Annotated in this window: 10 protein-coding genes; 5 read left to right on the top strand and 5 right to left on the bottom strand. The window is 60.5% G+C overall.

Annotation, left to right across the window (positions count from 1 at the left end; translation table 11 throughout):
- The first annotated feature begins 56 nt into the window (after window positions 1-56).
- The 4 genes from HF650_RS18945 to hypF all read left to right on the top strand — a co-directional run bounded on the left by HF650_RS18945 (window position 57) and on the right by hypF (window position 6,213).
- Window positions 57-1,070, top strand: a complete 1,014-nt coding sequence (locus HF650_RS18945; protein ID WP_187799908.1) for a LacI family DNA-binding transcriptional regulator — start codon at window positions 57-59, stop codon at window positions 1,068-1,070.
- A gap of 133 nt (window positions 1,071-1,203) precedes the next feature.
- Window positions 1,204-1,749 carry an electron transport protein HydN gene (gene hydN, locus HF650_RS18940; RefSeq protein ID WP_187802765.1) on the top strand — a complete coding sequence of 182 codons (546 nt, stop codon included), beginning with the start codon at window positions 1,204-1,206 and terminating at the stop codon, window positions 1,747-1,749.
- A 35-nt stretch (window positions 1,750-1,784) separates the two neighbouring features.
- Window positions 1,785-3,935, top strand: coding sequence for a formate dehydrogenase subunit alpha (fdhF, locus tag HF650_RS18935; protein ID WP_187799907.1), 2,151 nt, complete (start codon window positions 1,785-1,787; stop codon window positions 3,933-3,935).
- Between the two features lie 4 nt (window positions 3,936-3,939).
- Window positions 3,940-6,213, top strand: coding sequence for a carbamoyltransferase HypF (hypF, locus tag HF650_RS18930; protein WP_187799906.1), 2,274 nt, complete (start codon window positions 3,940-3,942; stop codon window positions 6,211-6,213).
- Here the strand turns inward: hypF and norW are convergent.
- Both norW and norV read right to left on the bottom strand, forming a co-directional pair.
- Window positions 6,158-7,291, bottom strand: a complete 1,134-nt coding sequence (norW, locus tag HF650_RS18925) for an NADH:flavorubredoxin reductase NorW (protein WP_187799905.1) — start codon at window positions 7,289-7,291, stop codon at window positions 6,158-6,160. The two genes, hypF and norW, sit on opposite strands and share 56 nt — an antisense overlap.
- Complete coding sequence (gene norV / locus HF650_RS18920) at window positions 7,288-8,730, bottom strand: anaerobic nitric oxide reductase flavorubredoxin (protein WP_187799904.1); 1,443 nt, start codon at window positions 8,728-8,730, stop codon at window positions 7,288-7,290. Before norV ends, norW begins: the two co-directional genes overlap by 4 nt.
- 181 nt (window positions 8,731-8,911) lie before the next feature.
- On the opposite strand from norV, the gene norR reads away from it, so the two are divergent.
- Window positions 8,912-10,426, top strand: coding sequence for a nitric oxide reductase transcriptional regulator NorR (gene norR, locus HF650_RS18915; RefSeq protein WP_187799903.1), 1,515 nt, complete (start codon window positions 8,912-8,914; stop codon window positions 10,424-10,426).
- Here the strand turns inward: norR and gutQ are convergent.
- The 3 genes from gutQ to gutM form a co-directional block, all read right to left on the bottom strand.
- Window positions 10,423-11,388, bottom strand: coding sequence for an arabinose-5-phosphate isomerase GutQ (gene gutQ, locus HF650_RS18910; protein WP_187799902.1), 966 nt, complete (start codon window positions 11,386-11,388; stop codon window positions 10,423-10,425). The genes norR and gutQ overlap by 4 nt on opposite strands.
- Entirely contained in the window at window positions 11,381-12,154 is a 774-nt protein-coding gene (locus HF650_RS18905; protein ID WP_187799901.1) for a DNA-binding transcriptional repressor, read from the bottom strand. Before HF650_RS18905 ends, gutQ begins: the two co-directional genes overlap by 8 nt.
- Window positions 12,155-12,221: 67 nt before the next feature.
- Entirely contained in the window at window positions 12,222-12,581 is a 360-nt protein-coding gene (gene gutM, locus HF650_RS18900; protein ID WP_187799900.1) for a transcriptional regulator GutM, read from the bottom strand.
- Window positions 12,582-12,623 lie beyond the last annotated feature (42 nt).

The raw sequence follows: 12,623 nt of genomic DNA, 5'->3' as shown, positions 1-12,623 counted from the left end.
ATACGCCTCATGGCTGAAGTACACTTCGCCACAGGACATTTGCAGGAGCAGGACAGATGGCGACAATGCAGGAGGTGGCGAAGCGGGCAGGGGTGTCGAAAGCTACGGTTTCGCGCGTATTGACGGGCAAAGGCTATGTCAGCGAGGAGACAAAAAACCGCGTCTTTCAGGCCATTAGCGAAAGCGGCTACCGGCCAAACTTGCTGGCGCGCAGCCTTGCCAGCACCACCACCCAGACGCTGGGCTTAGTGGTCACTAACACTCTTTACCACGGCGTCTACTTCAGCGAACTGCTCTCCCATGCGGCGCGCATGACTGAAGACAAAGGGCGTCAACTGCTGCTGGCAGATGGCAAACACAGCGCCGAAGAGGAGCGTCAAGCGATCCAGTACCTGCTCGATCTGCGCTGCGACGCCGTCATCATCTACCCCCGTTTTCTCAGCGTCGACGAGCTGGATGCGATTATCGACAGCCACCCTCAGCCCATTGTGGTGCTCAACCGCCGCCTGCGCAAAAACCTCAGCCACTGTGTCTTTTGCGATCAGCACGCCGCCAGCCAGCAGGCGGTCTCGGCGTTAATTGCGCGCGGCCATCGCGATATTGCGCTGATCACCGGCTCGCTCGATTCACCCACCGGCATTGAGCGCCTGTCAGGCTATAAAGATGCGCTGCAACAGCAGGGCATTACGGTGCGTAACGAACTGATTGTTGAAGGGAAATGGACCCCGCAGAGCGGCGCGCTCGGCGTGCGCGAACTGCTGGATCGCAAGGTCTCTTTCAGCGCGCTGGTGGCAAGCAACGACGATATGGCGGTAGGCGCTATCAAGCAGCTACATGACAGCGGCATCGCCATTCCCGGTCAGGTTTCGGTAGTGGGCTTTGATGATATCGCCATGGCCCCCTTCACCGTGCCGGCGCTCTCCAGCGTCAAAATCCCGGTCACCGGCATGATCAAAGAGACCATCAACCGCCTGATCTTCATGCTCGATGGCGGCGACTTTACCCTACAATCCACCTTTCCCGGCGAGTTGATCCTGCGCGACTCCATCACCAGCGGCCCCTGCGCCTGAAGTGTCAGCTGTCATCGACACTTCTGTCGATGACAGCGCTGCACTTTTACGAACATCATAAAATTCAGCCACTTAAAAAGTGGCACGCTTTATGAATACTTCAGCGGGACAAGGCTCTTAGCTGGAGAAAATGATGAACCGTTTTATTATGGCCGACGCCGCAAAATGCATCGGCTGCCGCACTTGCGAGGTGGCCTGCGTGGTCTCCCATCAGGCGGATCGCGACTGCGCGGCACTCACCCCGGAAACCTTCCTGCCACGTATTCACGTGGTGAAAGGCGTCAATGTGTCGACGGCGACGATGTGCCGTCAGTGCGAAGACGCGCCCTGTGCCAATGTCTGCCCGAACGGCGCCATCCGCCGCGATGAAGGTTTTGTGCATGTGATGCAGGAGCGCTGCATCGGGTGCAAAACCTGCGTGGTGGCCTGCCCCTATGGCGCGATGGAGGTGGTGGTGCGGCCGGTTATTCGCCACAGCGGCGCGGGCCTCAATGTGCGGGCGGAGAAAGCCGAAGCCAACAAGTGCGATCTTTGCCACCACAGCGAGAGCGGCCCGGCCTGCATCCAGGCCTGCCCGACCAAGGCGCTGGTCTGTATCGATCGTAATGTGCTGGAGCAGATGAGCGCGGATAAACGGCGCCGCGCCGCGCTTGACAGCTCGTTCGCCATTGCTTTCTAACCCCTTTACTTTCACTTTTAACAGGTCTGTTACTGATGAAGAAGATCACAAGTGTTTGCCCATACTGCGGCGCGGGCTGCAAACTGAAACTGGTTGTTGATGACGGAAAAATCATCCGCGCGGAAGCCGCCGATGGCCATACCAACCAGAATGAACTCTGCCTGAAAGGCTACTACGGCTGGGATTTCCTCAACGACACCAAACTGCTCACCCCGCGCCTGACGCAACCGATGATCCGCTATCAGAAAGGGGGCAAGCTCACCCCAGTCAGCTGGGATGAGGCGATCCGCTACACCGCTAAGCGCCTGGGCGAAATCAAAGCCCAGTTCGGCCCGCGCGCCATTATGACCACCGGTTCATCGCGCGGGACGGGGAACGAAACCAACTATGTGATGCAGAAGTTCGCCCGCGGCGTGCTTAACACCAATAACGTCGACTGCTGCGCCCGCGTCTGCCATGGCCCCTCTGTTGCCGGGTTGCAGGAGAGCCTCGGCAACGGTGCGATGAGCAACTCCATCAGTGACATTGAAAACTCCCGCTGCCTGCTGATTTTTGGCTACAACTGTGCCGATTCGCACCCGATCGTGGCGCGAAGAGTGATTAAAGCCCGGCAAAATGGCGCGAAAATTATCGTCTGCGACCCGCGTCGTATTGAGACCGCGCGCATCGCCGACCAGCATCTGCAGCTGAAAAACGGCTGCAATATGGCGCTGGTTAACGCCTTCGGCTATGTGTTGCTCGAAGAGGAGCTGTATGACAAAGATTATGTCGCCAGCTTTACCACCGGGCTGGATGCCTACCGCGAAACGGTGAAAGAGTACGCGCCGGAAGTGGTGGAACACCTTACCGGCGTGCCGGCGAAACAGGTACGTCAGGCGATGCGCACCTTTGCCGCCGCGCCCTCCGCCACCATTATGTGGGGCATGGGGGTGACGCAGTTTGGCCAGGCAGTCGATGTGGTGAAAGGGCTATCGAGCCTTGCGCTGCTTACCGGCAACCTCGGCCGCGAGCATGTCGGTGTCGGCCCGGTGCGCGGGCAGAATAACGTGCAGGGTGCCTGCGATATGGGCGTCATCCCGAACCAGTTCCCCGGTTATCAGGATGTGGTTGATCCGCAGGTGCGGGCGAAATTCGCCGCTGCCTGGGGGATCGATCCGGCGCTGATGGATGACCAGGTGGGCGTACGCATTACCGAAGTGCCACACCTGGCGCTGGAGGGCAAAGTGAAAGCCTACTACATCATGGGCGAGGATCCGCTGCAGACCGAAGCGGACTTAGGCCTGGTGCGCAAAGGCTTTGAGGCCCTCGACTTTATCGTGGTGCAGGACATCTTTATGACCAAAACCGCCGAGCAGGCGGACGTGCTGCTGCCCGCCACCTCGTGGGGTGAACATGGTGGCGTCTTTACCTGCGCCGACCGCGGTTTCCAGCGCTTCGAAAAAGCGATTGATCCGACCTACAACGTCAAACGTGACTGGGAAATTATCAGCCTGATCGCCACCGAAATGGGCTACCCGATGCACTACGACACCAATCAGCAGATTTGGGACGAGCTGCGCGAACTCTGCCCGCTCTTTTACGGCGTCACCTACGAGAAGATGGGCGATATGGGCCATGTTCAGTGGCCCTGCCCGACGCTCGATCACCCCGGCACGCCTTACCTCTACCATGACAATAAGTTCGATACGCCGGATGGCAAAGGCCACCTCTTTGCTGCGCCGTGGCGCGCACCTGCCGAGCGCCCGGACAGCGAATTCCCGCTGGTGCTCTGTACGGTGCGCGAAGTAGGGCACTACTCCTGTCGCTCAATGACCGGTAACTGCGCGGCGCTGCAAACCCTCGCCGATGAGCCGGGTTTTGTGCAGATCAATCCGCAGGATGCCGGGGCGCTTGGCATCCGCGATCGCCAACTGGTGTGGGTGGAGTCGCGTCGCGGGAAGGTGATTACCCGCGCGGATGTCAGCGAGCGCATCAACCAGGGCAGCGTCTATATGACCTACCAGTGGTGGATCGGTGCCTGTAACGAACTGACGCAGGATAATCTCGACCCGATATCGAAAACGCCGGAGACCAAATATTGCTCGGTACGGGTGAGTGGGATCAACGATCAGTCCTGGGCCGAAGCGTACACTCAGCGCACCTATCAACAGATGAAGACGCGCCTGCGCGATGCGGCGCTGCAATGATGATATGAGCCAAAGCCCTGGGGTTTGCTTACGCGTTTACGGAAAAGTGCAGGGGGTGGGCTTCCGCCCCTTTGTCTGGCAGCTGGCGCAGCAGCTGGCGCTGAACGGCGATGTCTGTAATGACGGGCAGGGCGTAGAGATACGCCTCGCTGGCGATGCGCAGGCCTTTCTCCACCTTCTGCACCTGCGCTGTCCGCCGCTGGCGCGCATCGATCGCATTGAGCAGCACCCCTTTCACTGGCCTGTGTTACCGCAGGCCTTCACCATCCGCGACAGTGCGGGCGGGGCAATGGATACGCAGATTGTTCCCGATGCCGCGACCTGTCCTGATTGTCTGGCGGAGATGTTCAACCCCGCCGAGCGCCGCTACCGTTACCCTTTTATCAACTGCACCCACTGCGGGCCGCGTTTTACCATCATTCATGCCATGCCCTATGACCGCCCATTGACGGTGATGGCAGCGTTTCCCTTCTGCGCAGAGTGCGAGGCGGAGTACCGCAATCCGCTGGACAGGCGTTTTCACGCCCAGCCGGTGGCCTGCGCGGAGTGCGGGCCGCAGCTGAGCTGGCATGATGCGAGCTACCGGGCGACGGGGGAAGAGGCGTTGCAGATGGCGGTGGCGCTGATCAAAAGCGGCGGCGTGGTGGCGGTAAAAGGCATCGGCGGGTTCCATCTGGTCTGCGATGCGGGCAACGAGGCCGCCGTGCTCTACCTGCGCGCGCGAAAACAGCGTCCGACCAAGCCGCTGGCGGTGATGTTGCCGACCAGCGACGGGCTCTCCCCCGAGGCACAGCGCCTGCTGTCCACCCCTGCGGCACCGATTGTGCTGGTAGAGAGCGTAAGCGTCAGCGGCCTGTGCGACGCCATTGCGCCAGGCCTTGATGAGATTGGCGTAATGCTGCCCTCCAACCCGGTGCAGCATCTGTTAGCGCAGGCGTTACAGCGCCCGCTGGTGATGACCTCCGGCAACCTCAGCGGTAAACCGCCTGCGCTCACCAACGCTGCCGCGCAGGCTGAGCTGGCCTCAATGGTCGACGGTTTTCTGCTGCACAACCGCGAGATTGTGCAGCGCATGGATGACTCCGTGGTACGGGCGAGCGGCGAGATGCTGCGGCGTGCCAGAGGCTATGTGCCGGATGCGCTACCGCTTCCGCCGGGCTTTCGTGATATTCCACCGCTGCTCTGCCTGGGCGCGCAGATGAAAAACACCTTCTGCCTGCTGCGCGGCGAGAGCGCCGTGCCGGGGCAACACTTCGGCGATTTAACCGATGAGGGCGTCGAGACGCAGTGGCAAAACACCCTGCGCCTGATGCAGCAGATCTACGATTTCACCCCACAGCAGGTGGTGATTGACGCCCATCCAGGCTACCGCACCCGTAGCTGGGCGGAGCGCTCCGGTCTGCCGCTTCACACCGTGCTGCATCATCATGCCCACGCTGCCGCCTGTCTTGGCGAGCATGGCTGGCCGCTCGACGGCGGGGACGTGATTGCCATCACCCTTGATGGTATCGGTATGGGCGAGGGTGGTGCGCTGTGGGGCGGGGAGTGTTTGCGTGTCAACTATCGCGACTGTGAGCATCTCGGCGGCCTGCCGGTGGTGGCGCTGCCAGGGGGCGATCTCGCCGCGCGTCAGCCGTGGCGCAACTTGCTGGCACAGATGCTGGCCTTTGTTGAAGCGTGGCAGGCGTACCCGGAAACGGCGCTTGTCCAACAGCAGAACTGGTCGGTGCTGGAGCGAGCAATTAGGCGCGGCATCAACGCACCGCTGGCCTCATCCTGTGGGCGTCTTTTCGACGCCGCGGCCTGCGCGCTCGGCTGCGCGCCGGAGCAGCTAAGCTATGAAGGGGAGGCCGCCTGCCAGCTGGAAGCGCTGGCGGCGAAAGCGGAAAATGTTAAGCATCCGGTGAAGATGCCGCTGTGCGGGAAGCGGCTCGATCTGGCGACCTTCTGGCAGACGTGGCTGGGCTGGCCCGCGGCTCCGCCCGCGCGGGCGTGGGCGTTTCACGATGCGCTGGCATGCGGCTTTGCCGCGCTTGCGCGCTTGCAGGCCCGCAAACGCAACATTACCACGCTGGTATTCAGCGGCGGCGTGCTGCATAACCGCCTGCTGAAAGCCCGCTTACAGCACTACCTGGCCGATTTCACGCTGCTTTTTCCCCACCAGCTTCCGGCCGGGGATGGCGGCATCGCCTTCGGCCAGGGGCTGGTGGCGGCCGCGCGGGCTATTGCGCCAGTGCCTTCAGCAGCGCAAAGGCCTCTTTCATGCGATCTTCACTGACCACAAATGCGCGCAACTTATCATCAATGTCGACCCCTTTTGCCACCATGCCTGCGGCATCGGTAGCGATGCGCCAGCGCAGGTCGGCGCGCGAGGTTTCACCCGCCAGTTGCAGCGGCATCAGCGGCGTTTTCACCTTCACCAGCATCGGCGGCAGCGTCAGGTGTGACGGGCTGCCGGTGAGGTTTTTCGCCAGCGTCATGGCGCTAAGCTGGATCGGTTGCAGGAAGGGCAGCACCTGACCATTCATCTCGGCGCAGTCGCCCAGCGCGAAGATATGCGGATGGCTGGTTTGCAGCGTTGCGTCGACAACAATGCCGCGCCGGGTCTCAAGCCCGGCGGCCTGCGCCAGCGCAATGTGCGGCAGCAGACCGGTGGCGGCAACCACTACATCGGCATCAACAACGCGCTCATCATCCAGCCACGCACGCACGCCGCTCTCCTGAGCCTCAATCCGCGTCAGCTTTGATGCGAGCAGCAGGCGCACGCCGCTTGCCGTCAGGCAGTGTTGCAGGCGAGCACTCACCTCCGGCGGCATCAGCGCCGGGAGGATGCTGGCGGCGTTATCCAGCAGGGTGACGGTTTTCCCGGCGCGCTGAAAATCCATCGCCAGTTCACAGCCAATCAGCCCGGCACCGACAACCAACACCCGCTTCGCCGCATGTAACTGCTCTTCGCAGGCGTGGTACTCCTGCAAGCTGTTGAGCGTCAGCATCATTTCACGCCCCGGCAGCGGCGGCACAAAAGCTTTCGCCCCGGTCGCCAGCACTAACTTATCGTACTGCCAGCTTCGGTCGGCGCTTTTCACCACCTGGGCATGGGGATCGATGTCGGTGACAAAGGTGTAGGGGAAAAGGCGCACGTTGAACTGCTCGGCGAAGTCGCCCGCCGTCTGGCGGATCAGATCCTCGGCGCGCTGTGCCTGGCTTATTACATGGCTCAGCTCCGGCTTGCTGTACTCCTCCATGCCGTCGGCGGCAATCAGCGTCAGCGGCACGTGGCTATCCAGCTTACGGATATTTTTCACCAGCGTGCGGGCGGCGAAGCCCGAGCCGATAATCACAATTCCGGCGCTCATTTTACCTCCACGGCCAGTTCGTCAAACACCTCTTTGCCCAGCGAACACTCCGGGCAGAGGAAGGTGTCCGGCACCGCAGACCACGGCGTACCCGGCGCGACCTCCTGCATCGGCTCGCCTGTTTGCGGGTCGTAAATCCACTGGCAGACGCTGCACTGCATACGCGGGCCGAGATCGGCGGCTGCGGCTTCGCCGCCGCAGGCCACTTGCGCGGCGGGCTGGCTGACCGGCTCCGGCAGCGGGGCAAGCGCCCACTGGCGGGCGATATCGCGACCATGCTGGCGGCAGATCTCCAGCGCGTCGACATCGGGGCGCCACTTCGCTTTCAGGCTCAGCGACATCTCAAACCCGGCATCCTGCAAGCGCGTTGAGAGACGATCGACCGCGCCGCCGCTCCAGCCGTGGGAGCCAAAGGCGCTGGCGCGCTTATTGCGAAAACGCAGGCCGGTGATCTCCTCCACCAGCCCGGCGATCTTCGGCATCATCACGTTGTTCATGGTTGAGGTGCCGACCAGTACCCCTTTTGAGCGAAAAACATTGGTGAGCACATCGTTTTTATCGCTGCGCGCGACGTTAAAGATTTTCACCGCCACGCGCGGGTCGACTTCGTTAATCCCCTGGGCGATGGCGTCGGCCATCATGCGGGTGTTGTTCGACATGGTGTCGTAGAAGAGGGTGATGCGATCTTCCTGATAATCCGCCGCCCATTTCAGGTACAACTCAACGATCTGCGTCGGGTTATCGCGCCACACCACACCGTGGGAGGTGGCAATCATCTCTACCGGCAGGTTAAAGCCGAGGATCTCGGTAATTTTCGGTGTTACCAGTCGGCTAAAGGGAGTGAGGATATTGGCGTAATAGCGCTGGCACTGCTCAAACAGCTCGGCTTGATCGACCTCATCATTGAACAGATGTTCATCGCAGTAGTGCTGGCCAAAGGCATCATTGCTGAACAGCACCGCGTCGCCGGTCAGGTAGGTCATCATGCTGTCCGGCCAGTGCAGCATCGGCGTTTCGACGAAGATCAGCTGTTTGCCGTTGCCGATATCCAGCGTATCGCCGGTTTTCACCACATGGAAATTCCATTCAGGGTGGTGATGGTGGCCGTTAATCGAGTCGATAGCATTATGGGTACAGTAGATCGGTGTATCGGGGATATGCGCCATCAGCTCCGTCAGCGCGCCCGCGTGATCCTCTTCGGCGTGGTTGATCACGATGTAGTCGATCATCGCCAGATCGATCTCACCGCGCAGCTTCTGCACGAACTCGCGGCTGAATTTGTGATCGACGGTGTCGATCAGCACGTTTTTGCCCTCGCAAATCAGGTAGCTGTTATAGCTACTGCCCTTCAGGGTTTTGTATTCGGTGCCGTGAAAATCGCGCACTTCCCAGTCGCGTTGCCCAACCCAGTGAATGTTGTTTTTTACGTGAATCGCCATGATCGTCATCCTGTGCAGTTTCTCAATGTGATACAGGGCTATATCAAGAGGCGTGCCAGTTTTTTATCGTTTTGATATTGATATATTTTTTTAAATCCATCGAAAATTAGAATGTCATTATGACTATGATAAAAGCAGTCAATATGACAACATGCATTGTCAAAATGACAGTGAGGTCAAAATGAGTTTCTCCCTGAATGTGCTGGCGGGCATCGCCATTGAGCTGCAGAGCGGGATCGGGCACGCGGATCGTTTTCAGCGGCTGATCACCACCCTACGGCAGGTGCTGGCGTGCGACGCTTCGGCGCTGCTGCGCTACGAGGCGCGGCAGTTTACTCCGCTGGCGATCGATGGCCTGGCGCAGGATGTGCTCGGGCGGCGCTTTGCCCTTGAGGGGCACCCGAGGCTGGAGGCGATTGCCCGCGCCGGGGATGTGGTGCGCTTTCCTGCCGATAGCGATCTGCCCGATCCCTACGATGGCCTGATCCCCGGCCAGGAGAAACTCAAAGTGCATGCCTGCGTCGGCCTGCCGCTGTTTGCCGGGCAAAACCTGATTGGCGCGCTGACGCTTGATGGCATGTCGCCGGATCAGTTTGACGCCTTCAGCGATGAGGAGCTGCGGCTGGTCGCCGCGCTGGCGGCAGGCGCGCTCAATAATGCATTACTGATTGAGGAGCTGGAGCGGCAGAACATGCTGCCCGGTGCGCCCGCGGCGTTCGAGCAGGTCACGCGCAGCGAGATGATCGGCCTGTCGCAAGAGATGGTGCAGCTGAAAAAAGAGATCGCCATTGTAGCGCCTTCGGATCTCAATGTGCTGATTGGCGGCGAAACGGGCACCGGTAAGGAGCTGGTGGCGAAGGCGATCCACGAAGCCTCGCCGCGCGCCGACAAGCCGCTGGTCTACCTCAACTGCGCCGCGCTGCCGGAGAGCGTCGCCGAGAGCGAACTCTTCGGCCATGTGAAAGGGGCCTTTACCGGAGCCATCAGCAACCGCAGCGGCAAGTTTGAAATGGCCGACAACGGCACGCTGTTTCTTGATGAGATTGGCGAGCTTTCGCTGTCGCTACAGGCAAAGCTGCTGCGCGTGTTGCAGTATGGCGATATTCAGCGCGTCGGCGATGACCTTAGCCATCGTGTCGATGTGCGGGTGCTGGCCGCCACCAACCGCAATCTGCGCGAAGAGGTGGTTGCCGGGCGATTTCGTGCCGACCTCTATCACCGCCTGAGCGTCTTTCCCTTACTGGTGCCGCCGCTGCGGGAGCGGGGCGGGGATGTGGTACTGCTGGCGGGCTATTTTTGCGAGCAGTGTCGCCTGCGCTTCGGTCTCGGACGTGTAGCGTTAAGCCAGGCTGCGCGCGGGCATTTGCAGCGCTACGGCTGGCCAGGAAACGTGCGCGAGCTGGAGCACGCCATCCACCGCGCAGTGGTGCTGGCGCGCGGCGCGCGGCATGCCGGGGAGATCGTGCTGGAAGCGCATCACTTTGCTCTGAGCGATGAGCCTGCGCCGCAGGCAAAGCCGGTCACCTTGCCTTTAAGCGGGCAAAACTTGCGCGAGGCGACGGAGGCGTTTCAGCGCAGACTCATCTCCCGGGCACTTGAGGAGAGTGGCGGTAAGTGGGCTGCCTGCGCCAGAGCGCTGGAGATGGACGTCGCCAACCTGCACCGGCTGGCGAAGCGTCTTGGGCTGAAGGACTAAAGGATACCGGCCTGGTAGAAGTCCTGCAGGTTGATGGCACCGACCAGCTCACCTGCATCATCCACTACCGGCGCGGCGGCGATTTTGCGCTGCATCAGGCGCTCTTTGGCATCCACCGCGCGGCTGCTGGCTTCAAGGGTAATGCCGCCCGGCGTCATTGCCTCGCTGACCGCCGCGGTTAAGGCACCGCCCGCCACCAGCCAGCGGCGCAGGTCGCCATCGGTAAACACGCCGTGCACGCGGCGCTTGTCGTCGCAGACCGCCACCAGGCCCAGCCCTGTGCGGCTCAGTTCCAGCATCGCATCCATCACGCTGGTGGTCAGCATCACCTGAGGCACCTGGTCTGCTTTGCGCATCAGATGATGCACTTTGTTCAACAGCCGTGCGCCCAGTGCGCCCGCCGGATGCGAGCGGGCAAAATCCTCTTCGTCAAAGCCGCGTGCCTGCATCACTGCAATCGCCAGCGCATCGCCCATCATCAGTGTATTGACGGTGCTGGAGGTGGGAGCGAGATGCATCGGGCAGGCTTCGCGCTCAACGGCGATATCCAGCACCGCGTGGGCAGCAAGCGCCAGCGGCGAACGCGATTTACCGGTCATCGCCAGCAGCGTGACGGCTTTCTCGTCGAGACGCGGCAGGATCAGATCCAGCTCTTTTGCCGAGCCGGAGTAGGAGATAAACAGCATCACGTCGCGGCTCTCGATCATGCCGAGATCGCCGTGCAGCGCCTCTGCCGGGTGAACAAAAAAGGCCGGTGTGCCGGTGCTGGCAAAGGTGGCGGCAATCTTCTTGCCGATATGCCCGGATTTACCGATCCCGGAGACAATCACTTTGCCTTTGCAGTTCAGCACCGTTTCAGCGGCGCGAACGAAATCGTCGCCGAGACGCTCCGGCAGGCGGCTTGCTTCCTGTAGCTCCAGCAGCAGCGCCTGGCGTGCGGCGTTAATAAAAGAGTCACGCATTTTCTTCTCCGGCAATAATCACATCGATTCCTTTCTCTTCCAGCGCGGCGCGAACATCCGGCGGGATCCCGGCGTCGGTAATCAGCTTATCGACGCTTTCAAGGCTGCAAACAATATTAGGGCTTTTACGGCCAAACTTGGAGGAGTCCGCCATCAGGATCACCTCGCGGGCAGCGTTGCACATCGCTTTACTGACGGTGAAGACCTCATTAAAGGTGGTTACCCCGGCGTTGAGATCGATGCCGTCGGTGCCCATAAACAGCTTGTCGAAGCTGAACTGCTCAAAGGCGTTCTCCGCCAGCTGGCCATGGAAAGAGGCCGATTTTTTACGGAATGTCCCGCCGGGCATCAGGATGGTCTGCTCGTTATCCAGCTCAGAGAGGGCGTTAACGATATGCAGGCTGTTGGTCATCACGGTGATGTTATTGAAGTGGCTGAGCAGCGGCACCATTTGCAGCACTGTGCTGCCCGCATCGAGGATGATCGAGTCGCCGTCGTGGATGTAGCCGACGGCCGCTTCGGCAATCAGCCCTTTCTGCACGGTGTTGATCAACGTTTTGTGATCGATGGGCGGATCGGCCTCATCTTTATTCAGCACCACTCCGCCGTAGGTGCGGATCACCGCGCCAGACTGCTCCAGCACGACCAGATCTTTGCGGATGGTTGTCCCTGTGGTGTCGAAGTGGTGTGCCAGCTCTTCAACAGAACACTTTCCCTGCTTCTGCAGATGCTCAAGAATTGCCGCCTGACGCTGACGTGGTTTCATAGGCGAAGTTATCCTGCGTTACGTTGCGAAATGATAATTTCGCAAGCTATTAGCGTTCACAACGAAATTATCCATGTTTCATTTTAAGCGCCAATGATAGAGCATTCTGACAGCCGGGATCATGGGGAAAGATCACATCGGGCTCTAATTCCTCTCTTTTTACGCCGATTAAGCGTTCGATTTTGGTCGGTCGGGCGAAAACCGTGAGGCCGCGCATGAGCAATGTGTCGCTGACGCGATCGTGTTGATCGAAGGCCACCGCCAGAACCACGCGCGGTTTGAAGCGCCCGCCCGAGCGACCAACGCCGACGCGCCCGCGCTGGCAGAGTGTGTCGAACGCTTTGTTGAACTGGCGGATTTGCCAGCCGCCGAGCGCCAGCTGGCTGAGCCAGGCGATGACGGCGAGTGTGATAAGGGATGAAACCATCGGTGTCTCCTTTGAATGCGATACCGCATAACGGCATCAGGC

This window comes from Kosakonia sp. SMBL-WEM22, from assembly GCF_014490785.1.
Taxonomy (GTDB): Bacteria; Pseudomonadota; Gammaproteobacteria; order Enterobacterales; family Enterobacteriaceae; genus Kosakonia.
This window is presented reverse-complemented; position numbering and strand designations above follow the sequence as displayed.

What these genes read in the sequence shown, in the direction of transcription:
- HF650_RS18945 (WP_187799908.1), top strand. Translation starts at nt 57, where the DNA reads ATGGCGACAATGCAGGAGGTGGCGAAGCGGGCAGGGGTGTCGAAAGCT.
- hydN (WP_187802765.1), top strand. Translation starts at nt 1,204, where the DNA reads ATGAACCGTTTTATTATGGCCGACGCCGCAAAATGCATCGGCTGCCGC.
- fdhF (WP_187799907.1), top strand. Translation starts at nt 1,785, where the DNA reads ATGAAGAAGATCACAAGTGTTTGCCCATACTGCGGCGCGGGCTGCAAA.
- hypF (WP_187799906.1), top strand. Translation starts at nt 3,940, where the DNA reads ATGAGCCAAAGCCCTGGGGTTTGCTTACGCGTTTACGGAAAAGTGCAG.
- norW (WP_187799905.1), bottom strand. Translation starts at nt 7,291, where the DNA reads ATGAGCGCCGGAATTGTGATTATCGGCTCGGGCTTCGCCGCCCGCACG.
- norV (WP_187799904.1), bottom strand. Translation starts at nt 8,730, where the DNA reads ATGGCGATTCACGTAAAAAACAACATTCACTGGGTTGGGCAACGCGAC.
- norR (WP_187799903.1), top strand. Translation starts at nt 8,912, where the DNA reads ATGAGTTTCTCCCTGAATGTGCTGGCGGGCATCGCCATTGAGCTGCAG.
- gutQ (WP_187799902.1), bottom strand. Translation starts at nt 11,388, where the DNA reads ATGCGTGACTCTTTTATTAACGCCGCACGCCAGGCGCTGCTGCTGGAG.
- HF650_RS18905 (WP_187799901.1), bottom strand. Translation starts at nt 12,154, where the DNA reads ATGAAACCACGTCAGCGTCAGGCGGCAATTCTTGAGCATCTGCAGAAG.
- gutM (WP_187799900.1), bottom strand. Translation starts at nt 12,581, where the DNA reads ATGGTTTCATCCCTTATCACACTCGCCGTCATCGCCTGGCTCAGCCAG.